This window comes from Streptacidiphilus jeojiensis (assembly GCF_042510965.1).
GTDB classification, from domain to species: Bacteria; Actinomycetota; Actinomycetes; order Streptomycetales; family Streptomycetaceae; genus Streptacidiphilus; species Streptacidiphilus jeojiensis.
The window spans coordinates 367,988-392,672 of the sequence record NZ_JBEUKS010000009.1; the positions used below are offsets into that span (position 1 = coordinate 367,988).

Annotated in this window: 15 protein-coding genes; 12 read left to right on the top strand and 3 right to left on the bottom strand. The window is 72.5% G+C overall.

The annotated features are described in order from the left end of the window. The first annotated feature begins 27 nt into the window (after positions 1–27). Positions 28–2,649 (top strand): aminopeptidase N, encoded by a 2,622-nt coding sequence (pepN, locus tag ABUW04_RS25730; protein WP_030250588.1) that lies wholly within the window; start codon positions 28–30, stop codon positions 2,647–2,649. Between the two features lie 311 nt (positions 2,650–2,960). Beyond that, a complete protein-coding gene (locus ABUW04_RS25735; RefSeq protein ID WP_030250585.1) occupies positions 2,961–4,628 on the top strand; it encodes an outer membrane protein assembly factor BamB family protein in 1,668 nt (555 codons plus the stop codon). Between the two features lie 15 nt (positions 4,629–4,643). Here ABUW04_RS25735 and ABUW04_RS25740 read toward each other — a convergent pair whose 3' ends face one another. After that, positions 4,644–5,330, bottom strand: a complete 687-nt coding sequence (locus ABUW04_RS25740; protein WP_030250583.1) for an alpha/beta hydrolase family protein — start codon at positions 5,328–5,330, stop codon at positions 4,644–4,646. 108 nt (positions 5,331–5,438) lie between these two features. Here ABUW04_RS25740 and pepN (ABUW04_RS25745) point away from each other — a divergent pair, with 108 nt between their 5' ends. Then, a complete protein-coding gene (gene pepN / locus ABUW04_RS25745) occupies positions 5,439–8,033 on the top strand; it encodes an aminopeptidase N (protein WP_030250581.1) in 2,595 nt (864 codons plus the stop codon). 39 nt (positions 8,034–8,072) lie between these two features. Here pepN (ABUW04_RS25745) and malQ read toward each other — a convergent pair whose 3' ends face one another. After that, entirely contained in the window at positions 8,073–10,313 is a 2,241-nt protein-coding gene (gene malQ / locus ABUW04_RS25750; protein ID WP_408640789.1) for a 4-alpha-glucanotransferase, read from the bottom strand. Positions 10,314–10,563: 250 nt separating this feature from the next. Here malQ and ABUW04_RS25755 point away from each other — a divergent pair, with 250 nt between their 5' ends. Then, on the top strand, positions 10,564–14,718 hold the full coding sequence (locus ABUW04_RS25755; RefSeq protein ID WP_380566755.1) for a beta-N-acetylglucosaminidase domain-containing protein: 4,155 nt from the start codon (positions 10,564–10,566) through the stop codon (positions 14,716–14,718). Continuing rightward, positions 14,715–15,119, top strand: coding sequence for a YrdB family protein (locus ABUW04_RS25760; protein WP_198037312.1), 405 nt, complete (start codon positions 14,715–14,717; stop codon positions 15,117–15,119). Before ABUW04_RS25755 ends, ABUW04_RS25760 begins: the two co-directional genes overlap by 4 nt. Positions 15,120–15,156: 37 nt before the next feature. Here the strand turns inward: ABUW04_RS25760 and ABUW04_RS25765 are convergent, their stop codons facing one another. Beyond that, complete coding sequence (locus tag ABUW04_RS25765) at positions 15,157–15,726, bottom strand: HNH endonuclease (RefSeq protein ID WP_042402598.1); 570 nt, start codon at positions 15,724–15,726, stop codon at positions 15,157–15,159. A gap of 281 nt (positions 15,727–16,007) precedes the next feature. Between ABUW04_RS25765 and ABUW04_RS25770 the strand changes: the two genes are divergently transcribed. The 7 genes from ABUW04_RS25770 to ABUW04_RS25800 all read left to right on the top strand — a co-directional run bounded on the left by ABUW04_RS25770 (position 16,008) and on the right by ABUW04_RS25800 (position 24,633). Further along, positions 16,008–17,117: a mechanosensitive ion channel family protein gene (locus tag ABUW04_RS25770; RefSeq protein ID WP_380566756.1), complete on the top strand. Its 1,110-nt coding sequence runs from the start codon at positions 16,008–16,010 to the stop codon at positions 17,115–17,117. A gap of 189 nt (positions 17,118–17,306) precedes the next feature. Beyond that, on the top strand, positions 17,307–18,536 hold the full coding sequence (locus tag ABUW04_RS25775; protein WP_380566757.1) for an ROK family transcriptional regulator: 1,230 nt from the start codon (positions 17,307–17,309) through the stop codon (positions 18,534–18,536). A 116-nt stretch (positions 18,537–18,652) separates the two neighbouring features. After that, positions 18,653–20,029: an ABC transporter substrate-binding protein gene (locus ABUW04_RS25780; RefSeq protein ID WP_380566758.1), complete on the top strand. Its 1,377-nt coding sequence runs from the start codon at positions 18,653–18,655 to the stop codon at positions 20,027–20,029. Between the two features lie 100 nt (positions 20,030–20,129). Beyond that, the gene (locus tag ABUW04_RS25785) at positions 20,130–21,128 is read left to right on the top strand and encodes a carbohydrate ABC transporter permease (protein ID WP_084713622.1); all 999 of its coding nucleotides are present in this window, start codon (positions 20,130–20,132) and stop codon (positions 21,126–21,128) included. A gap of 69 nt (positions 21,129–21,197) precedes the next feature. Continuing rightward, positions 21,198–22,136 carry a carbohydrate ABC transporter permease gene (locus ABUW04_RS25790; RefSeq protein ID WP_030250559.1) on the top strand — a complete coding sequence of 313 codons (939 nt, stop codon included), beginning with the start codon at positions 21,198–21,200 and terminating at the stop codon, positions 22,134–22,136. A gap of 41 nt (positions 22,137–22,177) precedes the next feature. After that, on the top strand, positions 22,178–23,461 hold the full coding sequence (locus ABUW04_RS25795) for a 6-phospho-beta-glucosidase (RefSeq protein ID WP_380566767.1): 1,284 nt from the start codon (positions 22,178–22,180) through the stop codon (positions 23,459–23,461). A gap of 143 nt (positions 23,462–23,604) precedes the next feature. Next, on the top strand, positions 23,605–24,633 hold the full coding sequence (locus ABUW04_RS25800; protein ID WP_380520838.1) for an N-acetylglucosamine kinase: 1,029 nt from the start codon (positions 23,605–23,607) through the stop codon (positions 24,631–24,633). Positions 24,634–24,685 lie beyond the last annotated feature (52 nt).

A 24,685-nucleotide genomic window follows, 5' to 3' on the forward strand; every position in this document is an offset into this window, starting at 1 on the left:
CCGCATGCACCAGTAGGGAGTACCGCAGTGCCCGGGACCAATCTCACCCGCGACGAGGCCCGCGAGCGGGCCCGCATCCTCAGCGTGGACGGCTACGAGGTCGAACTGGACCTCCGCTCCGCCGTGCTGCCCGTGGCTGAAGGGGAGGGCGCGGGCAGGTTCCGCTCGCGGACGCTGCTGCGCTTCCGCTGCTCCGAACCCGGGGCGGACAGCTTCGCCGACCTGCTGGCGCCCGAGGTGCACAGCGTCGTCCTGAACGGCACCGCGCTCGACCCCGCGCTGGTGTTCGACGGCACCCGGATCGCCCTGCCCGGTCTGGCCGAGGAGAACGAGCTGGTCGTCGAGGCGTCCTGCGCCTACAGCCGCACCGGGGAGGGTTTGCACCGCTTCACCGACCCGGTCGACGGCGAGACCTACCTCTACACCCAGTACGAACCGGCCGACGCACGGCGGGTGTTCACCACCTTCGAACAGCCCGACCTCAAGGCGCCGTTCAGCTTCACCGTCACCGCGCCCTCGCACTGGCAGGTCTTCTCCAACTCCCCCGCCGGCGGCGACCCGGTGGCCGTGGAGTCCGGTCTGACCTGGCAGTTCGCCCCGACGCCGCGAATCTCCAGCTACATCACCGCGGTGGTGGCCGGCCCGTACCACGTGGCCCGTGACCACTACACCCGGGCACTGCCGGACGGCCGCCGGCTGGAGATCCCGCTGGGCGCGCTCTGCCGGGCCTCGCTGGCGCAGTACTTCGACTCCGACGAGATCTTCACGGTCACCAAGCAGGGCCTGGACTTCTTCCACGAGGAGTTCGACTACCCCTACCCCTTCGGCAAGTACGACCAGGCGTTCGTGCCCGAGTACAACCTCGGCGCCATGGAGAACCCCGGCCTGGTCACCTTCCGCGAGGAGTACGTCTTCCGGTCCAAGGTCACCGAGGCGGCCTACGAGGGCCGGGCCAACGTCATCCTGCACGAGATGGCGCACATGTGGTTCGGCGACCTGGTCACCATGCAGTGGTGGGACGACCTGTGGCTGAAGGAGTCCTTCGCCGACTTCATGGGCGCGTTCGCCCAGGTGGAGGTGACGAAGTACCAGGCCGGCTGGATCACCTTCGCCAACCGCAGGAAGACCTGGGCGTACCGGCAGGATCAGCTGCCCACCACGCACCCGATCACCGCGGATATCCGTGACCTGGAGGACGCCAAGCTCAACTTCGACGGCATCACCTACGCCAAGGGCGCCTCGGTGCTCAAGCAGTTGGTGGCCTATGTGGGGCGCGACGCCTTCTTCGAGGGCGCGCGGCACTACTTCAAGCGCCATGCGTTCGGCAACACCACACTCGCCGACCTGCTCGCCGTGCTCGCGGAGACCTCCGGGCGGGGTGCCGACGCCATGGCCGAGTGGTCGCGGGCCTGGCTGGAGACGGCGGGGGTGAACGCCCTGACGCCGCAGCTGGTCACCGACTCCTCGGGGACCATCACCGGGTTCGCGGTGCTGCAGGAGGCCGCCGCCGAGAACCCGACGCTGCGGCCGCACCGGATCGCGGTGGGGCTGTTCGACCGGGACCCGGACAGCGGGGCGCTGGTGCGGACGCGCCGGGTCGAGCTGGACGTCGTCGCCGGGGCCCGGACCGAGGTGCCGGAGCTGGTCGGGCTCGCCCGTCCGGCGCTGGTGCTGGTCAACGACGAGGACCTGACCTACTGCAAGATCCGCTTCGACGAGGCGTCACTGGCCACGCTGCGGGAGTCGCTGGGCGAGCTGGAGGACCCGCTGGCCCGTGCGCTGAGCTGGTCCGCGCTGTGGAACCTGACCCGGGACGGGCTGATGCCGGCCCGCGACTACCTGGAGATCGTGCTGCGGTTCGCCGGCCGCGAGAGCGACATCGGCGTGCTCCAGTCGCTGCACCAGCAGGCGCGCACCGCGCTCGACCTCTATGTCGCGCCCGAGGCGCGGGAGGAGTGGGCCGGGCGGCTCGCCGAGGGCGCGCTGGGCGAGCTGCGGGCCGCGGCGCCCGGAGGCGACCACCAGCTGGCGTGGGCGCGGTTCTTCGCGCAGACGGCCCGGTCGGAGGCGGACCTGCAGCTGGTGGGCGGGCTGCTGGCCGGGACGGCGCGGGTCGACGGACTCTCCGTCGACCAGGAGCTGCGCTGGACGCTGCTGCACACGCTGGCCGCCGCCGGGGTCGCCGACGAGGCGGCGTTGGACGCGGAGCTGGCCCGGGACGACACCGCCAGCGGCAAGCGGCTGCTGACGGCGTGTCTGGCGGCGCGGCCGACGGCGGAGGCCAAGGCGGAGGTGTGGCGGCAGGTCGTGGATTCGGACCAGCTGCCGAACGCGCTGGTCGAAGCGCAGATCAGCGGCTTCCAGGCGGCGGCGGGGGGCGCGGCGCGGGAGTTGCTGGCGCCGTACGCCGAGCCGTACTTCGAGGTGCTGGAGAAGATCTGGAGCGAGCGGTCGATCGAGATCGCGCTGCGGATCGTCAGCGGGCTGTTCCCGAGGCTGGTGACGACGGAGGCCACGCTGGAGCGGACGGATCTGTGGCTGCGGGAGCACGAGGCTGCGGCGCCGGCGTTGCGGAGGCTGGTGCTGGAGGGGCGGGACGATCTGGCGCGGGCGTTGCGGGCGCAGCGGCGGGATGCGGCGCGGGGGTAGGTTGCGCGACGGGGGGTTGGGGCTGGGGCTGGGGTTGCTGGGCGAGTGGCCGTCGGGGGGCGGTTGCTCGCGCAGTTCCCCGCGCCCCTGAGGGGCTGCCTTGTTGATCGGGCAGAGTCTCGCGCCCCTGGGGGGCTGCCTGGTGACGGTGGGTTTGGTCGTACCTCGTAGCATGGCCCGCTAGTCGAGGTGTCGAGGGAAGGGCGTACGGGGGCATGGCGGACAACGGAGCAGGACCAGGGGCTGACGGTCGGAGCGGCGCGGCGGGGGGAACTGACGGGGCGTCGAACGTGCCGCCGCCGCCTGCGTACATGCCCACCCAGACCTACACGCCCGGCGTACCCCAGCAGGCTCCGCCGGCCTCGGCGGACGGGGGGATCGCCTACGCGCCGACGCAGGCGTACAACCCCGCCGCGGCGGGGCCCGGGACGCCGCCCGCGCCGCAGCCGCAGGCGCCGCAGCAGCAGCCCGGGGCGTGGCCGGCCGGTGGGGCGACCGGGGCGTACCCCTCGGTGCAGCACGGGGGGTACGGCTATCCGCAGCCGCAGACCCCGCAGGCCGCTCCGCCCGGCTACCCGCAGGGGTACCCGCCGCAGCAGCAGGGCTATCCGCCGCAGCAGGGGTATCCGGCGCCGCAGGCGTACCCGCAGCAGCAGGGGTACCCGCCCCAGCAGGGCTATCCGCAGCAGGGGTACCCCCAGCAGGGCGGCTACCCGCCGCCGCAGCCGCCGCGGCGCAGGCTGGGCGGGGGTGCCATCGCCGGGATCGTCGCCGGTGTGGTCGTGCTGGCCTGCATCGCGGTGGTCGGGGTGATGATCGCCAACAACGGCAGCAAGAAGGCCGGTTCCATGCTGTCCAAGGCGTGGTCGGTGCCGGCCCAGGGCAGCGACGACAAGCTCATCGGTTCCTGGCTGACCAGCACCGCGCTGGTGCGGAGCAGCTCGGCGACCGGTGTGACCGCCTACAGCATCGCGGACGGCAGCAAGAGCTGGACGCTCACTCCGCCGTCCTCGGCGCAGACGCCCTGCGCCATGTCACCGACCATGACCTCCGACGGCATCGGGACCATGGCCTTCGGCAGCGACGACAACTCCTGCTCGGTCTTCGCCGGGGTCGACTCCCGCACCGGGAAGATCCTCTGGACGGTCCCGCTGACCAGCGCGTCCAACTCGGTCGCGATGTCGGCCAGCACCTACATCCAGGGCTCGGTGGCCACCATCGTCAGCGGCGACCGGGTGGGCGGGTTCGACACCAGGACCGGCGCCCAGGTCTGGGGGCTGAAGCCGCGCGGGGACTACTGCAACGAGTCGTCGGTGGCGACGACCGGCATCGTCCTGGTGGACGACTTCTGCGCCGACGTCAAGCCGTCGTACACGCTGACCGCCCTCAACGCCAGTACCGGCAAGCAGATGTGGCGCAAGACCGAGAGCGACCACACCGACGTCAGCAGCCTGCTCAACGGCTCGCCCCTGGTCAGCGTGGTCTCCACCAGCGGCGACACCTCGCTGCAGATGTACGACGCCAACGGCGGCAACGGCAAGACCCTGCAGACCCCCAACCTGAAGCTGAACGAGTACCACGAGGTGACCGCTTCGCTGCCGGGGCAGTTGCTGGTGGTGCAGGGTGACGAGGACCTGAGCTCGGACAACGGGAGCACCGCCGGGAACATCGTCGCCTTCAACCTCGCCACCGGCGCCGAGGCCTGGACCTACGACGGTGAGAGCAACCACGGCGCACTGCTGGCCCAGTCCACCGGGGACGGCAAGCTCTACGCCCTGTCCACCGGGACGTACAGCGGCTCGCCGCACTTCGTCAGCCTGGACCCGACGACCGGCAAGTCCACCGTGCTCGGCGCGCTGCCGTCGGACACCGACGGCTGGACCTTCTCGGACGGGATGCTCTACGCCACCAACGACGGCGGCCTCATCGCGCTGAGCAGCTACGGCGACGAGGCTGCGGTGTCCATGTACCACAAGTGACGGTGGATCAGGGTGCTACCCGGCCGCTCGCACCTCCGGGCCCAGCGCCCACTCCGCCACCGCCCCGGTGATCCGGTCCAGCAGTTCCTCGGCGCTGACCGGGGCCGACTTGAGGACCGCGAAGGAGTGGTTGCCGTACGGGAGCGCCAGCAGCCGCTGGTGCGCCGGGAGCGGCGGGAAGTCGGATCCGGCGCCGAAGGGGTCGGTGGCGCCCTGGACCACCAGCACCGGGCGTGGGCAGGAGAGCAGTTCCTCGGCCCGGCTGCGCTCCGGCTTGCCCGGCGGGTGCAGCGGGAAGGCCAGCGCCAGCACCGCGTCGGCGCCGCCCTGCTCCGCGGTGCGGCAGGCGACCCGGGCGCCGGCGCTGCGGCCGCCGCTGATCAGCGGGATCCCGGCGGCGGGGCCGGACCGCAGCCGGGCCAGCACCGGCAGCCAGCCGGTGTCCAGGGTCTTCGGGGCCGGGGCGACCTTCCGGCCGGCCACCCGCCAGGGCTGCTCCACCAGGGCGACGGTGACGCCCAGCGGTGGCAGCGCCACGGCGAGGGCCCGCAGATCCGGTGCCTCGATGCCGCCGCCGGCCCCGTGCCCGAGCGCCAGCACGGCGAGCGGGCGGGCGGTGCCGGCCGGGTGGGTGGTGATCCTGGCGTCCCCCGCGGGGGTGCTGACCAGGGTCCGGGTCGGGGCGGGGCTGGAGGTGCTCATGGGGGGAACCCTAGGACGGCGGCGTTCGCCGTGCGCGGAGGCACGGGCCGCTGTCCGTGCGACATGGGAGGATGCCGGGCAGACACCGAGACGAAGGAGTCACGCAGCGTGCCTGGCACCAACCTGACCCGTGAGGAGGCCCGTACCCGGGCCCAGCTCCTCCATGTGGACGCCTACGAGATCGAGCTCGACCTGAGCACGGCCACCGACGGGGGCACGTTCCGGTCCACCACCGTGGTCCGTTTCAACGCCACCACTCCGGGAGCGTCCAGCTTCATCGACCTGGTCGCGCCCGGCGTGCGCGAGGTCGTCCTGAACGGCACCGCGCTGGACCCCGCCGAGGTCTTCCGGGACAGCAGGATCGCGCTGCCGTCGCTCGCCGCCGAGAACGAGCTGCGCGTCGTCGCCGACTGCGCCTACTCCAACACCGGCGAGGGCCTGCACCGCTTCGTGGACCCGGTCGACAAGGAGACCTACCTCTACACCCAGTTCGAGGTCCCGGACGCCCGGCGCGTGTTCGCGTCGTTCGAGCAGCCCGACCTCAAGGGGACCTTCCGGTTCACCGTCACCGCCCCGACCGGGTGGAAGGTGATCAGCAACGAGGTCTCCCCCGAGCCGGAGAAGGGCGCGGTCGCGGGCACCGAGGTGCACCGCTTCGCGGCCACCCCGCGGATCTCCACCTACATCACCGCCCTGGTCGCCGGCCCCTACGCCGGTGTCTTCGACAGCTACCAGGGCGCCGATGGCCAGAGCGTGCCGCTGGGCGTGTACTGCCGGCGCTCGCTGGAGCAGTACCTGGACGCCGATGCGATCTTCGAGGTGACCAAGCAGGGCTTCAGCTACTTCCAGGAGAAGTTCGACACGGTCTACCCGTTCAGCAAGTACGACCAGCTGTTCGTGCCCGAGTTCAACGCCGGCGCGATGGAGAACGCCGGCGCGGTCACCATCCGGGACCAGTACGTGTTCCGCTCCAAGGTGACCGACGCGGCCTACGAGGTCCGCGCCTCGACGATCCTGCACGAGCTGGCGCACATGTGGTTCGGCGACCTGGTCACCATGGAGTGGTGGAACGACCTGTGGCTGAACGAGTCCTTCGCGACCTTCGCCGAGGGCATCTGCCTGGCCGAGGCGCCCGGGACCAAGTGGCCCAACTCCTGGACCACCTTCGCCAACCAGATGAAGACCTGGGCGTACCGGCAGGACCAGCTGCCGTCCACGCACCCGATCATGGCGGAGATCAACGACCTGGAGGACGTCCAGGTCAACTTCGACGGCATCACCTACGCCAAGGGCGCCTCGGTGCTCAAGCAGCTGGTGGCGTACGTCGGCCAGGACGCCTTCTTCGCCGGCGTGCAGGCCTACATGAAGCGCCACGCCTGGGGCAACGCCCGGCTCAGCGACCTGCTGGGCGCGCTGGAGGAGACCTCGGGACGCGACCTGGCCTCCTGGTCCAAGGCCTGGCTGGAGACGGCCGGGATCAACATCCTGCGCCCCGAGCTGGAGGTGGACGCCGACGGCGTGCTGACCTCGTTCTCGATCCGCCAGGAGGCCCCGGCGCTGCCCGCCGGCGCCAAGGGCGAGGCGGTGCTGCGGCCGCACCGCATCGCGGTCGGCATGTACGACCTGGACGCGAAGGGCGCGCTGGTGCGCGCCGAGCGGATCGAGCTGGACGTCGACGGCGAGCTCACGTCGGTGCCGGTGCAGGCCGGGCGCAAGCGGCCGGCCGTGGTCCTGCTCAACGACGACGACCTGTCCTACGCCAAGGTGCGCCTGGACGCGGAGTCGCTGGCCAACGTCACCGCGCACATCGCCGACTTCACCGAGTCGCTGCCGCGCGCCCTGTGCTGGGCCTCCGCCTGGGACATGACCCGCGACGGCGAGCTGGCCACCCGGGACTACCTGGCCCTGGTGATCAGCGGCGTCGGCCGGGAGTCCGACATCGGTGTGGTCCAGTCGCTGCAGCGGCAGGCCAAGCTGGCCGTCGAGCTCTACGCCGACCCGGAGTGGCGGGCCGAGGGCCTGGCCCGCTTCGCCGGCACCGCGCTGGAGCTGCTGCGCTCCTCCGAGCCCGGCGGGGACCACCAGCTGTCCTGGGCCCGCACCTTCGCCGGCCTGGCCAGCACCGACGAGCAGCTGGACCTGCTGGCCGGGCTGCTCGACGGCAGCAGCACCGTCGAGGGCCTGACCGTCGACGACGAGCTGCGCTGGGCCTTCCTGGAGCGGCTGTCCGCGACCGGCCGGGTCGACGAGGACACCATCGTCGACGAGCTGGTGCGCGACAACACCGCGGCCGGGCAGCAGCACGCGGCGTCCTGCCGGGCCGCGCTCCCGACCGCGGCCGCCAAGGCTGCGGCCTGGGCCTCGGTGGTGGAGGCGGAGACGCTGACCAACACCGTCCAGGAGGCGGCGATCGCCGGCTTCGAGCAGGCCGACCAGCGGGAGCTGCTGGCCCCCTACACGGCGAAGTACTTCGCCGCGATCAAGGGGATCTTCGAGCAGCGCTCGCACGAGATGGGCCAGCAGATCATCGTCGGGCTCTACCCGTCGCTGCAGGTCGAGCAGGCGACGCTGGACGCCACCGACGCCTGGCTGGCCTCGGCCGACCCGGCGCCGGCGCTGCGCCGGATGGTCGTCGAGTGCCGGGCCGGCGTGGAGCGCGCGCTGCGCGCCCAGGCCGTCGACCGGGCGGCGGGGCAGCGCTGACCCTTCCACCGGCTGACCCGTCGTCGGGTTGACGGCTGGTCAGCTGTAGCTCGACTCCGCTCCCGGCCCCTGCTCCCCCACCGCTTCGCCGGTGCGGGGGGCGAGGGCCGGTTCGTTCATGACGGCGGTGAGCGCCTCGGTCCGGGGGGAGGCGGTGACCTGCTCCAGCGAGGCGGGCCGGCCCTGGGCGTCGGCGAGCGGAAGCCGCCAGTTGGGGTACTCGCTGGAGGTACCGGGCAGGTTCTGCGGGCGCGGGTCGCCCAGGGTGTCCGGCAGCCAGACCCCCAGCAGCCGGGCCGGGGTGCGCAGCAGGTAGCGGTGCAGGGCGGCGACCGCCGCCGGGACCACCTCTCCCTCGGCCGGCTCGGTCAGGTCTGCGGCCGGCCCGTCGCCGTACGGGGAGACCGAGAGCAGCCCCTCGCCGGCCAGCTCGCCCAGCCACTCCTCGACGTCCGACTCGGCGTCGGCCTGCTCCTCCGCCAGCGGACGGGTCAGCAGGCCCAGCCGGTGCCGCAGTTCGACGTGCTCGCCGCTGAGCCGGGAGGCGGTGCTGGGGAGGTCGTGGGTGGTGAGGGTGGCCAGGCACTGCTCGCGCCACTGCTCCGGCGGCAGCGGGGTGCCCTTGGCGTCGTCGCCGTAGTCCCGCTCGAACCAGAGCACCGAGGTGCCCAGGATGCCCCGGTCGGCGAGCTGCTCGCGGACGCCCGGCTCGACCGTGCCCAGGTCCTCGCCGATCACGGCCGCGCCCGCGCGCTCCGCCTCCAGGGCGAGCACGCCCAGCATCGCCTCGTGGTCGTAGCGGACGTAGGTGCCCTCCGTCGGCGGGCGGCCCTCCGGCACCCACCAGAGCCGGAACAGGCCCATCACGTGGTCGATCCGCAGCGCGCCGGCATGCCGCACCACGCCGCGCAGCAGCGCCGCGAAGGGTTCGTAGGCGGCGTCGGCGAGCGCGTCCGGACGCCAGGGTGGCAGGCCCCAGTCCTGGCCGCGGGCGTTGAAGGCGTCCGGGGGCGCGCCCACCGAGATGCCGGTGGCCAGGCAGTTCTGCAGGGCCCAGGCGTCGGCGCCCTCGGGGTGGCAGCCGACCGCGAGGTCGTGGATCAGGCCCACCGGCATCCCGGCGCCGCGGGCGGCGGACTGGGCGGCGGCGAGCTGATCGTCCACCAGCCAGGCCAGCCAGCGGTGGAACTCGACCCGTCCGGACAGGTCGGCGGCGGCCCGGTGGACCGCGGCCGAACCCGGGTCGCGCAGCCCGGCCGGCCAGGAGCGCCAGGCCGGACCGTGCACCTCGGCCAGCGCGCACCAGGTGGCATAGGCCTCCAGACCGGCCCCCTCGCGGCGGAGGAAGGCCTGGTAGGCGGCCTCCCGGCCGGGGCTGCGGCGGACCTGGTGAAGGAGTGTCAGTGCCTCGTGCTTGAGTGTCCAGGTGGCGTCGCGGTCCACCAGTCCGTCACTGAGCAGCACCGCGTCGCGCAGCGCCGCGCCGTGCCGGGCCAGCTCGTGGACGCGGTCGCGGGCGGGCGCGTCCAGGTAGGGGTACTCAGGGACGGCCTCCACCCGCAGATGGACCGGGTCGGCGAAGCGGCGCGAGGAGGGACGGTAGGGGGACGGGTCGGTCATCGCCCCCGGGGTCGCCGGCAGACCCGCGTGCAGCGGGTTGACCTGGACGAAGCCGGCGCCGTGGGCATGGCCGGCCCACTGCGCCAGATCGGCCAGGTCGGCCAGGTCGCCCATGCCCCAGGAGTGCTGCGAGAGCACGGAGTAGAGCTGGGCCAGGAAGCCCCAGCTGCGCTGCCGCACGCCCGGCAGCCGAGCCGGGGTGACCAGCAGCGGGGCGGCCGAGGCGCGGCCGTTGCGGCGGGCGCACAGGGTGTGCCGGCCCGGGGGGAGGTCGCCGGGGATGCGTCCGGTGGCGGGGCGGTGGTCCAGGTTGCGCGGCGGGTGGCCGTCCGAGAACTCGATCCAGACCTCGGTGTCCATCGGCACGGTGAGGTCGTGCGGCTGCCCGGCCCGGGTGACCACGACCCGCGGCAGCAGCCGGGTCGCGGTGCGGTGGTGCAGCGCGTCCAGGGCGCGGGCGGCGGCGTCCGGGGTGGAGGCGTCGACGTCCAGCGCGGCCAGGACCGCGACCAGGGTGTCGCCGGAGACGGCGGCACGCCCCTCGGGACCCTCCCGGACGGAGTCGACGCCGTGCGCGCGGGCGAGCGCGAGCAGCGCGGGGCCGGCTGCGCCGGACTCGGCGGATGCTGACGGCACGTCGGCGGGGACGGAGGCGGCAATGGCCACGGGGGCTCCTCGGCGCAGGGAGGCGGGGCAGGGCGGGCGGAGCGGTGATCGGAGCGGGCTGGACCTTCCGCAGCCTCCAGGCTCCTACCCGGGTATGGGGTACAACGACACCGGCAGCGCCGGGGTTCACTCGTGGAGTTCCGGATCGGCGGCCGTTCGCGGGAAGCACGCTCGTTGACAGTGGACACGGCTCTCTGATGGTCTTAGCCCGCCCACTCACTGACCGCAGGCACCAGGAGACCGCGTGGAGCACCGGCCTTCCCTCCCCGCCACCGTCGGCAGCGGACTCCGTCGGCAGTTGGAGCAGAGTTCCGCGCTCCAGTCGGTGGTGTACTCGGGGCCCGCGCTCAGCGCTCGGCGTACCGCGGCCAGGACCGTACGGCGGCTGGCGCCGGCCACGGCGGACCGGTTGATCTCGGAGTTCAAGGGCACCGAACCGCTGCTGGACCGGGTGCGGGTGGCCGCGGCCCGGACCCGGCGGCGCGGGGCCGCGCTGCGGGCCAGCGCGGCACTGACCGTGGCCGCCGTGGTGGGCGGGATGGTCGCGGCCGGACCGCAGACCGCCCTCGCCGCGACCCCGTCCGCGGGGGCGACGGCGGGGACCGCGAAGGCGACGACGACGGTGCAGTCCGGTGCGGTGACGACGCCGCAGATCTACCCCCGGCCGCAGTCCCAGGAGTCCTACGGCGCCGCGGTGGCCGTGCCCGAACGGGTCGCGGTCGTGGCCGCGCCGCAGGCCGACCCCGGCGCCCTGGAGCAGGTGCGGGCCGCGCTGAAGGCGGCCGGGGTGCAGCAGATCGACGAGTCGACCGCGACCCCCACCACCGACCCGGCGCCCGGCAGCCTCACCGTCTACGTGGGCGGCCTGGCCGAGGGGGCCGGCGGCGCCACCGACCGCGCCCTGCGCGGGATCGCGGCCTCCGGCGGCACCGAGGAGCCGCTGAGCCCGGCCGGACTTCCCGCCGGCGGCTACGTACTGGCGGTGGGTCGGCAGCAGGTCGCCGGGGGCACCGCCGGCGCCGCCGTGCTGGCCGGGGTCGACGCCGACGGCACCTACAACGCGGCGCAGTCGCTGCGGCAGCTGTTCGTGCGGACCGGGACCGGCGCGGAGCTCCCCGGGGTCCGGGTCAGCGACTGGCCGACCACCCCGGTGCGCGGCACCGAGGAGGGCTTCTTCGGCACCCCCTGGACCGAGCAGCAGACCCTGGACGAGGTGGACTTCCTCGGCCGCACCAAGCAGAACTACTTCCTCTACTCCCCCGGCGACGACCCGTTCCGCTCCTCGCGCTGGCGCGAGGAGTACCCCGCCGACCAGCGGCAGCAACTGCGGACGCTGGGTCAGGCGGCGTCGCTGAACCACGTGACCCTGGGCTACGGCCTGTCCCTGGGCGGTTCGGTCTGCTTCAGCTCGGCCAAGGACCAGGACGCGCTGATCGCCAAGCTGGAGTCGCTCTGGGCGCTGGGCTTCCGCTCGTTCCAGCTGCAGTTCCAGGACAGCAGCTTCAGCCACTGGCACTGCGACGCCGACGTGGCCCGGTACGGCCGGGGCGCGGCCGCGATGGCAAAGGCCCAGAGCGACCTGGCCGCGGTGGTGATCCAACGTTTCCTCTCCGGCCATCCGGACGCGGCTCCGCTGATGCTGCTGCCGACCGAGTACTACCAGGACGGCGCGACGCCGTACCGCACCGCGCTGGCCAAGGACCTGGACCCGTCGGTGCAGGTCGCCTGGACCGGTGTCGGGGTGCAGCCGACGACCATCACCGGCAGTCAGACCAGCGCCGCCGCGCAGGCGTTCGGGCATCCGCTGGTGACCCAGGACAACTACCTGGTGAACGACTCCACCCCGGACCGGCTCTACCTCGGCCCCTACGCCGGCCGGGACAGCGGGGTGGCCATCGGCTCCGCGGCGCTGCTGGTCAATGCCATGCAGCAGCCGGTCATCTCGCGGATACCGCTGTTCACGGCGGCCGACTTCGCCTGGAACCCGACCGGCTACGACGCCCAGGCGTCCTGGCGGGCGGCGGAGCAGGACCTGGCGTCGGGTCAGCCCAAGGCCGCGGCGGCGCTGGCGGCGCTCGCCGGGAACAGCGCCTCGCCGGCGGAGAACCTCGCGCCGCAGGCGGCCAAGACCGGGGACTTCCAGGCCGGCGGGACCCAGGCGGCCACGACGCCGACCGCGGACCAGCAGGAGTCGGCCTATCTGCGCCCGCTGATCAGCGCCTTCTGGTCCACCCTGGGCGGCAACGGCTCCGCCGCCGCGCTGCGGGCGGCCTTCACCACCATGGCGGGGGCACCGGCCGCCCTCGCCACCGGGGACGTCCCGGCCGAGGACGGCGACTGGCTCGCCCAGCTCGCGCTGTACGGCCGGGCCGGGCAGACCGCCGTGGACATGCTCACGGCGCAGCGCTCCGGCGCCGGCGCCTCGGCCTGGGCGGACCAGCTGAAGCTGCGTCAGCTGATGCAGCAGCTGTCCCAGTCGGACGCGACCATAGGCAGCGGCGTGCTCGACGCGTTCCTCAAGCGGGTCCTGGTGGCGTCGAACAGCTGGGCCGGGCTCGGCGCTAGCTCGACCGTTCCGACCAGCACCCTGGGCACCTCCCAGGACCACGACCCCTCGCTGATGGTCGACGGCGACCCGAGCACCTATTACTGGAGCGACGCGCCGCCGCAGGTGTCCGACACCATCGGGGTGGACCTGGGCAGCGCGCAGCAGGTCGGCACCGTCTCGGTGCTGATGGGCTCGGGCGACGACGGCCCGGCGGCCGGGGACTACCTGCACGACGCGGTGCTGGAGTACTCCACCGGGGACGGCGGCTGGCACACCGTCGGGACCTACCACGACCAGGAGACCATCAGGGCGACGCTGCCGGCCGGCACCACCGCCCGCTACGTCCGGCTGCGGGCCACGGCGACGCAGGCCAACGCGGTGGCGGTGCGCGAGTTCACGGTGACCGCGCCGAGCGACCCGCTGACCGCGAGCGGCGGCCCGGTGGGCCAGCCCGGCTTCCCGGTCTCGAACGTGACGGACGGTGACCTCAACAGCGCCTACCGGGCCGTGGCCGCGCCCCAGGCGGGCGACGCGCTGACGGTGACCCTGGGCACCGCGCGGGCGCTGAGCCGGGTGGTGGTGCTGACCGATCCCACCGTGGCGGCCAAGGGCTGGATCGAGGTGCACCAGGTGGCGCCGAAGACGGCCGCGAAGGCCGCCACGCCGGCCAAGGGCACCAAGGCCGCGACGCCGGCGAAGGGCACGGCGAAGGGCGCCACCACAGCCGCGCCCGCGACCGGCTGGGTGCGGCTGGGTGCGCTCAGTGCCGGCTACACCGAGCTGGCCGCCGACCCGCGCGCCGACGTCGACCAGATCCGGCTGGTCTGGGCCGCCGGCAGCCCCCCGCCGGTGGTGGACCAGGTGGTGCCCTGGTACGCGGACACCCCGGTGGCCACGCTGCAGCTGCCCGACCAGAGCGTCGACGTCGAGGCGGGCGGCGACTCGGTCGACCTGACCGGCGACCTCCAGGCGCTGGGCTTCTCCGGCGCCTCCGGCACCCTGGCCGCCGAACTGCCGAAGGGCCTCAAGGGCCTGGCGGTGACCACCTCGGGAGCGGTGGCACTGCCGCGCGGCGGTACGGCGGCGACCGCGGTGCACATCACCGCGGCGGCCGGCACCCCGCTGGGCAGTTACGCCGTGCCGGTGGTGTTCACACCGTCCGCGGGCGGTCAGAAGATCAGCCGGACGGTGCAGGTGCACGTGTATCCGCGCACCTCCGGGCCCGATCTGGCACCCACCGCCACCGCGACCGCCTCCGGCGACGCCGGCAGCGGTTTCGGGGCGGGCAACGTCAACGACGGCGACGAGACCACCCGCTGGCTCTCGCCCGCCGAGGACGACGCCTGGGTCCAGCTGGAGCTCCCGCAGGCGGCGACGCTGGGCGCCGCGGTGCTGCACTGGCCGGACACCTTCGCCGCGCAGTACCGCATCGAGACCTCGACGGACGGGGTGACCTGGACCACGGTCGCCACTGTGCCGAACGGTCAGGGCGGCGACGAGACGGTCCACTTCAACGCCCCGAATGTCCGCTTCGTCAGGATGCAGGGGGTGCAGCGGGGGACCCGCTTCGGCTACTCGCTCTTCGGGATCGAGCTCTACGCGGTCGCCGGGACCCAGTCCACCGGCGGCTCCGGCGTCCCGCCGACCGGGACCCCGTCGCAGGCCCCCGGCACCGGCGCGAGTACCCAGCCGTCCGCCTCGGCCACGGCGACACCGTCCGCCGGCGCCTCCGCGTCCGGCACCGCCTCGGCTCCGCCCAGCACCGACCCGACCGGCACCGGCGGGGCGACGACCGGGGCGAGCACGAGCGCATCGGCCACACCGGATCCGGGAGCAGGGGCTGACGGGTGATCCCGAGACAGGTGCACGTGGTGAACGAGGGCCTGGCCTTCCTGCTGGAGCTGGCCGCCTTCGCGGTGCTGGCCTGGTGGGGCTTCAGCACCGGGAGCGGGGTGGCGGTGCACCTGCTGCTCGGTCTCGGCACGCCCGCCGCGGCGATGGTGCTGTGGGGGCTGATCGCCGCGCCCAAGGCGAAGTTCCGGGTCCCCCTGCCGGGGGTGCTGCTGCTCAAGGCGGCGGTCTTCGGCGGTGCGGCGGCCTGCCTGGCGGTGCTCGGCCACGGCGGCTGGGCGATCGCCTTCGGCGTCGTCGCCCTGGTCAACACCGCGCTGGCGACGGTGGACCGCAACGCGCTGTTCCACAGCCGGCGCCCGGACAGCACCGAACCCCCCGTCACCGGCTTGAACGGGTGACGGAGGGTTCGACACGGGAGCCTCGCCGCTGCGACGGCTAGGCGGACAGTCGTTCGGTCGGTGCCTCCGGTCGAGGGACGTCGGGGGCGACGTGGGAAACCTCCTCACGGGAGCCGTAGGGCTCCAGATACGGGCGCCAACGGGGGTCCCGGTGGCCGGTGCCGATGATCCGCCAGGCGAGGCCGCTGGGCGGGGCCGGTGGCCGCTTCATCCGCCAACCGAGGTCGGCGAGGTGGCGGTCGGCCTTGACGTGGTTGCAGCGGCGGCAGGCCGCCACCACGTTGTCCCAGCGGTGCTGCCCGCCCCGGCTGCGGGGCACCACGTGGTCGACGCTGGTTGCGACGGCACCGCAGTACACGCACCGGCCCCCGTCGCGGGCGAAGAGCGCACGCCGGGTGAGCGGAACAGGACCACGAAAAGGGACCCGCACGAAGCGGGTCAGACGAACGACGGACGGCGCCGAAATGGCGCTGGTGGCGCTATGCATCAGAACCCCGGAGTCCTCAAGGCTGACAGCCTTCTTGTCGAGGACCAGAACGAGGGCGCGGCGCATCGATACGACGCCGAGTGGCTCGTACGACGCGTTGAGGACCAGGACATGCGGCACGAGGGCCTCCCTTTACGCCGACGGCGCGTGGCTCGCGCCGGGACGAGCACGCAGTCCGGACGGACTCCGTACCGGTCACACATGGTTCGCTTCACGATCTCCCCTCAGTGTCGCCGCAGGCCTCCCCGTGGCGCCACTAAACCGGAAGAACAGGGACAGTGTGTCCTGTCCCACATCCTTCATGCCCCAGATCTTCATGAGCTGCACTTCCTGGTGCTCCCCGGCGCTTCCCCCGCGCTTCCCCGCCGGGGGACGACAGCCGCCCTCGGTAGGGTGTGCTGATGGCTACGCAGACTCCCTCTCCCACACCGTCGGCCCCTTCGATCGACGACGCGACGAAGAGTGCAGGTCAGGCCGTCGGCTATCTCAGCAGCCACTGGGAGGGCTGGGTCACCGGAGGAGTGAAGATCATCTTCATTCTGGTGGTCGCGCTGGTGGTGCGCGCGGTGATCCGGACCATGATCAGCAAGATGGTGACCCGGATGGCCCAGGCCCACCGGGAGAACCAGCCCGCGCTGATAACGAACCTGCTGGAGAACGCGGAGCGGCGCAAGCAGCGCTCGCAGGCGATGGGGTCGGTGCTGCGCAGCGTCGCCTCGTTCCTGATCCTCGGCACCGCCGCGCTCACCGCGCTGTCCGTGCTGGGTATCAATCTGGCCCCGCTGCTGGCCAGCGCGGGGGTGGCTGGCGTCGCGATCGGCTTCGGCGCGCGCAACCTGGTCACCGACTTCCTCTCCGGCGTGTTCATGATCCTGGAGGACCAGTACGGGGTCGGCGACCAGATCGACACCGGCGTCGCCTCCGGGACGGTGCTGGAGGTCGGCCTGCGGGTGACCAAGCTGCGCGGCGACGGCGGTGAGATCTGGTACATCCGCAACGGCGAGGTGAAGCGGATCGCCAACATGAGCCAGGGCTGGGCCACCGCGACGGTCGAGGTCCCGGTCGGCTACCACGAGGACCTCGGCCGGGTGGAGGAGCTGATCCTGGCCGCCGCGGAGGAGATGGCCAAGGACGACCCCTGGACCGAACAGCTCTGGGAGCCGGTGAAGGTGCTCGGCGTGGACTCGCTGGGTGCGGACACGGTGGTGGTCAAGGTGGCCGCGAAGACCATGCCGGGCAAGGCCATGCCGGTGGCACGGGAGCTGCGCCGCCGGATCAAGACCACGCTGGACGAGAACGGCATCCAGGTCGGGACGGTGTCGCTGCCGGCGGCCAGGACCGAGGACGAGTCGGCCGCGGCGGCGGAGATCGCCGCGCCGTCCGTACTGGCCGACCCCACCTCGGCCCAGTCACGGGCCGCCACCGCGATAGCGCCCGCGGCCTCGCCGACGCCGACGCCGACGCAGACGGAGTCCAACACCCGGCAGCCGGGACACGAGGACGGGCGGTAGCGGGCGGCGCACCGGACGCACTCCGGTACACATCGGGCCCCCAGGTAACGCTTCGGTTTCCTGGGGGCCCGAGCGCGTGCGGGGCATTGACACGCTCTTGCCGGGGGCCGTACGTTCCTGCCCACAGTTAGGAAAGTTTCCTAATAGTTCAGGTGTCCCGGTGGTCCGGTGTGAGGAGTGAAGAGGCAGATGTCCGCCACAGGCCACAGCAGCAGCCACAGCGGCAACGGAGCGGCCGGCGGCGGTGCCGGGCAGCCGGGGACGCCGAGCCTGCTGCGCGCCATCAACGACCGGGCCGCGCTGGAGCTGCTGCTTGAGCAGGGGCCGCTGTCGCGGAGCCAGCTCGGGGGCCTGACCGGACTGTCCAAGCCGACCGCGTCGCAGCTGCTGGCGCGGCTGGAGAGCGCCGGGCTGGTGGTGCCGGTCGGCACCACCGCCGGGCGGCCGGGTCCCGGGGCGCAGCTGTACGAGATCAACCCCGAGGCCGCCTTCGTCGCGGGTCTGCACGTCAACCCGTGGCGGATCCGCGCCTCGGTGGCCGACATCACCGGTCAGGTCGTCGGCGAGTACCGGCTGGCCACCCCGGGGCGGCACGCCGCCGGAACGGTGGACCGGGTCCGCGAGGCTGTCTCGGCTGCCGCCGACGCGGCCGGGCTGGACCTGGGGGTGCTGGGGCAGATCGTGATCGGCACGCCCGGCGCGCTGGACCCGACCACCGGCAAGCTGCGCTACGCCCCGCACCTGCCGGGCTGGCACTCGCCGCGCCTGGTGGCGGAGCTGACCGAGGGTCTGGGCGTGCCGGTCGCGCTGGAGAACGACGTCAACCTGGCCGCGGTGGCCGAGCAGCGCGTCGGCCAGGCCCGCGGTGTGGACGACTTCGTCCTGCTGTGGGTCGAGGACGGGGTCGGCGCGGCGGTCGTGCTCGGCGGCAAGCTGCACCGGGGCCACACCGGCGGCGCGGGCGAGGTCGGCTACATGCCGCTTCCGGGCGCGCCGCTGGTCCGCAACGTCCGCCGGGAGAACGCCGGCGGGTTCCAGATGCTGGCCGGCGCCCCCGCCGTGCTGGCGCTGGCCAAGGAGCACGGCATCGGCGGACGCACCGCGCCGGAGGCCGTGACCGGGGCCGTCGCCGCGGCCGAGGGCGGCGACGACGCCATGCTGGCCGCGCTGGCGCGGCGGCTGGCGACCGGCCTGGCCGCGATCGTCGCGGTGGTCGACCCGGAGCTCGTCCTGCTCAGCGGCGACATCCCGCAGGCGGGCGGGGAGCGCCTGCGCTTCCTGGTCCAGGAGGAGCTGACCGGTCTGGCCGTGTCCCGCCCGCGGCTGGGGATCAGCACCGTCGAAGGCTCACCGGTGGTCGTCGGAGCGCTGCAGTCGGCGCTGACGACGGCCAGGGAACGCGTTTTCAGTACCCACTGACCAGCAGTAACCACCCCCACGATTCTCCTCGGACCGGCGCGCGGCGCCGGGGCCGTGGATCAGCACACCCAGACGCAGCATCAGCCAGGTCCACACAGCAGCACTGGAGGAAACCCGTGACGACCTCTCCCTCCGAGAGAATCCGCAGCGCAAGCTTCCGGCGCGCCACCGCCGCCCTCGCCTGTACGGCGGCGCTCACGCTGACCGCCGCCGCCTGCACCGGCAGCAGCAACGCCGGTTCGGCCGGCAACGTCGGCAGTTCGGCGGCCCCGGTCACCATCACCTTCTGGCACGGCTGGAGCGCCCCGAACGAGCTCAAGGCGATCAACACCAGCATCGCGGCGTTCGAGGCGGCCAACCCCAACATCAAGGTCAAGGCGGTCGGCAACGACACCGACGACAAGGTCAACCAGGCGCTGCGGGCCGGCGGTGCCAACGCCCCTGACGTCGTGTCGACCTTCTCCACCAACAACGTCGGCGAGTACTGCAGCAGCCACGCCTTCGCGGACCTGACACCGTTCATGAAGGCGGACGGGCTGGACCCGGCCAAGACCTTCCCCAAGTCGATGCTGGACTACACCAACTACAAGGGCGACCAGTGCGCGCTGCCCGAACTGGGCGACGCCTACGGCCTCTACTACAACACCGACATGTTCAAGGCGGCCGGCATAGCCTCGCCGCCGAAGACCCTGAGCGAGTTCGACGCCGACGCGGTCAAGCTCACCAAGGTCAGCGGCAGCAGCTACAGCCAGCTGGGCTTCATGCCCAACTTCCACGGCTACGAGAACCAGTCCGAGCACCTGCTGGGCCAGTGGGGCCCGACCTACTTCACCGCGGACGGCAAGTCCAACGTCGCCGCCGACCCGGCCTTCACCCAGATGCTCACCTGGGAGCAGGGCCTGGCCAAGTCGCTCGGCGGCTTCAGCAAGCTGGAGAAGTACCGCAACACCTTCGGCGACGAGTTCAGCGCCAAGAACCCGTTCGAGACCGGCAAGGTCGCCATGGCGATGGACGGTGAGTGGCGGGTCTCGATGCTCAAGACCGACGCCCCCGACCTGCACTACGCCACCGCGCCGTTCCCGGTCCCGGACGCGCTGGCCAGCACCTACGGCCGCGGCTACCAGACCGGCACCATCATCGGCATGAACGCCAAGAGCACCAAGCAGGCCGCTGCCTGGAAGTTCCTGAAGTTCATGACCACCGACACCAAGATGCTGGTCCAGTTCGCCAACGCGATCTCCAACGTCCCCAGCACCTTCGCCTCGCTGCAGGACCCGGGGCTGGACCACTCGGCGCAGTTCCAGACCTTCCTCAACATCGCCAACAACCCCAACACCAACACCACCCCGGCCACCGTCAACGGCGGCAAGTACCTGACCTCGATCCAGAACTTCGAGTACGACTTCGAGTCCGGCAAGGTGCCCAGCCTGCAGGCCGGGCTGAAGAACCTGGACACCACCATCGACAACGACCTGGCGCAGGCCGGTCAGTAGCAGCACGGAGCAGGACCCGGGCCGGTGTCCGCGAGGGCACCGGCCCCCTCCCCCCGCTACTCCCTCCTCCTACCCGTCCTGACCTGGTGGTGACACTCAGATGGCAACCGTCCTCGGAATCGGCAGGGGCCCACGCGGCTCCGGCAGCGCCGCGAGCCTGCCGGTTCCGCCCGCCCTGCGCCGCAAGCGCCGCAAGGAGCTGTCGACCGCGGTCGGCTTCCTCTCCCCCTGGCTGATCGGCTTCGCGGTCTTCTTCGCGTACCCGCTGATCTCCACCGTGTACTTCTCGTTCACCCACTACGACGGCTTCAACGCGCCGACCTTCGTGGGCTTCAAGAACTACACCTACATCCTCAGCAAGAACGCGGACTTCTGGCAGGCCGCCCGCAACACGGCCTGGCTGGTCGTGGTGATGGTGACGCTGCGCACCGTCTTCGGGCTGGGCATCGGGCAGTTGATCGTCAAGGTGCGCAGCGGCTCCGGCTTCTTCCGCACCGCGTTCTACCTGCCGTACCTGGCCCCGCCGGTGGCCGCGACCATCGGCTTCGCCTTCCTGTTCAACCCCGGCACCGGACCGGTGAACCACTTCCTCGGCGAGCTGGGCCTGCCGCAGCCGGGCTGGTTCACCAGCCCCACCTGGTCCAAGCCCTCGCTGGTGCTGCTCACGCTGTGGGGCATCGGCGACCTGATGGTCATCTTCATGGCCTCGCTGCTGGACGTGCCGACCGAGCAGTACGAGGCGGCCTCGCTGGACGGGGCCAACGCGTTCCAGCGCTGGCGCTACGTCACCCTGCCCAACATCACCCCGATCATCATGTTCGCGGTGGTCACCGGGGTCATCCAGACCATGCAGTTCTACACCCAGGCGATCGTCGCGGGGCAGGTCGCCTCGGGCGTGGTCGGCAACTCCGGGCAGCAGTTCCAGCCCGGCTACCCGAGCGGCTCCACCTGGACCCTGCCGCAACTGGTCTACAACATCGGCTTCCAGAACTTCGACTACGGCTCCGCCTGTGTCATCTCGATCATCCTGTTCGTGGTCGCGATGGCCTTCACCGCCCTGCTCATGCGCCGCCGGGCCGGTCTCGTGGGCGAGGACTGAGCTGTGTCCAGCGAAAGGCAGCAGTCCCCCCGCACGCCGCAGTCCCCCGAAAGGTCGGGTCCCCCAACCATGAGCGACACAGCAGTCCAGACCCCGGGTGAGGCTCCCGGGGGCGCCCCGGTCACCGTCCGGTCCCGCAGCGGGGTCCCGTCCAGCTCGGACGCGGCCTGGCGCAAGGCCAAGCGGCAGCGTCGGCTCGAGTGGATCGCGGTCCACTCGATCGCGATCACCGTGGCGCTGCTCTTCATCCTGCCGTTCGTCTTCCTGTTCCTCACCTCGGTGATGACGGACAGTCAGGCCCTCACCACGAACTTCTGGCCGCAGCACTGGGTCTGGAGCAACTACCGGACCGTCTTCAACGTCCCCGGCTTCGGCACCTGGTGGAAGAACACCATCGAGTACGCGGTGCTCGGCACCGCGCTGACGGTGCTGTCGTCGGTGCCGGTGGCCTACGCGCTGGCCAAGTTCCGCTTCCCCGGCCGCCGGCTGGCGATGCTGCTGGTCATCTCGATGATGATGCTGCCGCCGCAGGTCATCATCATCCCTATGTACCTGTTCTGGGCCAAGCAGATGCACCTGGACGGCACGCTGTGGCCGCTGATCATCCCGATGGCCTTCGGTGACGCGTACTCCATCTTCCTGCTGCGCCAGTTCCTGCTGACCATCCCCAAGGAGTACCTGGACGCGGCCAAGGTAGACGGCTGCGGCGAGGTCCGCACCCTGCTCAAGGTGGTGCTGCCGATGGCCAAGCCGGCCATCTCGGCGGTCGCCCTGTTCCAGTTCTTCTCCTGCTGGAACGACTACTTCGGCCCGCAGATCTACGCCTCCGACAACCCCGCCGCCTGGACCCTCTCCTACGGGCTCCAGTCCTTCCACGGGGCGCACCAGACCAACTGGAACATGACCATGGCAGCCACCCTGCTGGTCATGGCACCGGTGATCGTCGTCTTCTTCTTCGCACAGAAAGCCTTCATCGAAGGCGTGACACTGACAGGGGTCAAGGGCTGATGAGCCGCACGTCCACCACAGGCCCGGCCGCTCCCGGCCCGCTGAAGCTCGTCGTCGTCGGCGGCGGGTCGACCTACACCCCGGAGCTGATCGACGGGTTCGCCCGGCTCCGGGACTCCCTGCCCATCGGCGAGCTGGTGCTGGTCGACCCGGCCGCCGACCGGCTGGAGCTGGTCGGCGGGCTGGCCCGGCGGATCTTCGCCAAGCAGGGGCACCCCGGCACCATCACCACCAGCGGCGACCTGGACGCCTCGGTGCAGGGCGCCGACGCGGTGCTGCTGCAGCTGCGGGTCGGCGGCCAGGCCGCCCGCAACCAGGACGAGACCTGGCCGCTGGAGTGCGGCTGCATCGGCCAGGAGACCACCGGCGCGGGCGGGTTGGCCAAGGCGCTGCGCACCGTCCCGGTGGTGCTGGACATCGCCGAGCGGGTCCGCCGGGCCAACCCGGACGCCTGGATCGTCGACTTCACCAACCCGGTCGGCATCGTCACCCGCGCCCTGCAGACCGCCGGGCACAAGGCGGTCGGGCTGTGCAACGTGGCCATCGGGTTCCAGCGGAAGTTCGCCTCGCTGCTGGGCGTGGTGCCGGAGCGGATCCGGCTGGACCACGTCGGACTGAACCACCTCACCTGGGAGCGCGGCGTCCACCTGCTCGACCAGCCCGGCGGCTCCACCGGCCGGGACGTGCTGCCCGAGCTGCTGCTGCGGTTCGGCCCGGAGATCGCCGACGACCTGGAGCTCCCGCTGTCGCTGGTACGGCAGTTGGGCACGGTGCCGTCCTACTACCTGCGCTACTTCTACGAGCACGACCGGGTGGTGGAGGAGCTCAGGGTCAAGGGCTCGCGCGCGTCCGAGGTGGCCGCGATCGAGCGGGAGCTGCTGGAGATGTACGGGGACCCGGACCTGGACGAGAAGCCGGCGCTGCTGGCCAAGCGCGGCGGCGCGTTCTACTCCGAGGCTGCGGTCAACCTGGTGGCCTCGCTGCTCGGGACCGGCTCGCCGGCCGGGGCAGTGCAGGTCGTCAACGTCCCCAACAACGGGACCCTGCCGTTCCTGCCGGACGACGCGGTGATCGAGGTGCCCGCGACGGTGGACGCCACCGGTGCGGCCCCGCTGCCCGTCCCCGCCGTCGAGCCGCTGTACGCCGGGCTGATCGCCCATGTGACGGCCTATGAGCAGCTGGCGCTGGACGCCGCGCTGCGCGGGGGCCGGGACCGGGTCTTCCAGGCCCTGCTGGCGCACCCGCTGGTCGGTCAGATCGACCTCGCCGACGGCCTGACCGACCGTCTGATCGCGCACAACCATGAACATCTGGCATGGGCGTGACCACGATCGACGAGCGGCCGACTACCGGTACGGAGAGCGGAATCCCAGTGGGGCAGCAGCAAGTGAGTGACGGGGAGAGCACCGTCGGCAACCCGTTGGGGGCCGGCAGCGTCGGTGCGGTGGGGCGGGAACTGGTCCCCGGGGTGCTCGCCATCGACGCGGGCAACAGCAAGACGGACGTGGCGCTGGTCAGTGCCGACGGGCAGGTGCTCGGCACCGCCCGCGGCGGCGGCTTCGTCCCGCACATCGTCGGCAGCGAGGTCGCCGTGGCCGGACTGGCACCGCTGGTCGCGGCCGCCGCGGCCGAGGCCGGGCTCGACATCGGCGCCGGTCGCGGGCCGCTGGCCACCCATGTCTCGGCCTGCCTGGCCAATGCCGACCTGCCGGTCGAGGAGCAGCGGCTGCAGGAGCTGATCGCCGGCTACGGCTGGTCCAGGACCACGGTCGTCGCCAACGACACCTTCGCGCTGCTGCGCTCCGGCACGGACGCCCCGCGCGGGGTGGCCGTGGTCTGCGGCGCCGGCATCAACTGCGTGGGGCTGCTCCCGGACGGGCGCACCGCACGCTTCCCGGCCCTGGGCATGATCACCGGGGACTGGGGCGGCGGTGGCGGCCTGGCCAACGAGGTGATGTGGGCCGCCGCCAGGGCGGAGGACGGACGCGGCCCGCACACCGCGCTCGCGGCCGCGGCCGCGGCCCACTTCGGCCTGGAGACGACGCTGGCGGTGGCGGAGGCGGTGCACCTGGGCGGCATCGACGAGGCCCGGCTGCACGAGCTGGTGCCGGTGCTGTTCGCGACCGCGGAGGCCGGGGACCCGATCGCGCTGGAGCTGGTGGACCGTCAGGCCGACGAGGTGGTGCGGCTGGCCGTGGTCGCGCTGCGGCGGCTGGACCTGCTGGACTCCCCCGCCGACGTGGTGCTGGGCGGCGGGGTGCTGGCCTCCCGGCAGCCGCTGCTGCTGGACGGCATCAACGCCCGGCTGGCCGCGGACGCCCCGAAGGCGCTGCCGCGGATCGTGACCACCCCGCCGGTGGTGGGCGCCGCCCTGCTGGGCCTGGACCACCTCGCGGCGGCCGGCCTGGGCGGCGCGCCCGGCGCGCAGGAACGGCTGCGCGCCGGCTATGCGCTGCGGCGGCCGTCCGCCTCCGAGGGGGCCGCGCGCCTGGTCTGAGGGGGCCGCGCGCGGACGGCCGGCGGCCCGGCGGGTGTCCTCCGCCGGGCCG

Bases quoted from the DNA above. Each gene is read 5' to 3' on its own strand.
- ABUW04_RS25735 (WP_030250585.1), top strand. From the start codon at position 2,961: ATGCCCACCCAGACCTACACGCCCGGCGTACCCCAGCAGGCTCCGCCG.
- ABUW04_RS25740 (WP_030250583.1), bottom strand. From the start codon at position 5,330: ATGAGCACCTCCAGCCCCGCCCCGACCCGGACCCTGGTCAGCACCCCC.
- ABUW04_RS25770 (WP_380566756.1), top strand. From the start codon at position 16,008: ATGGCTACGCAGACTCCCTCTCCCACACCGTCGGCCCCTTCGATCGAC.
- ABUW04_RS25775 (WP_380566757.1), top strand. From the start codon at position 17,307: ATGTCCGCCACAGGCCACAGCAGCAGCCACAGCGGCAACGGAGCGGCC.
- ABUW04_RS25785 (WP_084713622.1), top strand. From the start codon at position 20,130: ATGGCAACCGTCCTCGGAATCGGCAGGGGCCCACGCGGCTCCGGCAGC.
- ABUW04_RS25790 (WP_030250559.1), top strand. From the start codon at position 21,198: ATGAGCGACACAGCAGTCCAGACCCCGGGTGAGGCTCCCGGGGGCGCC.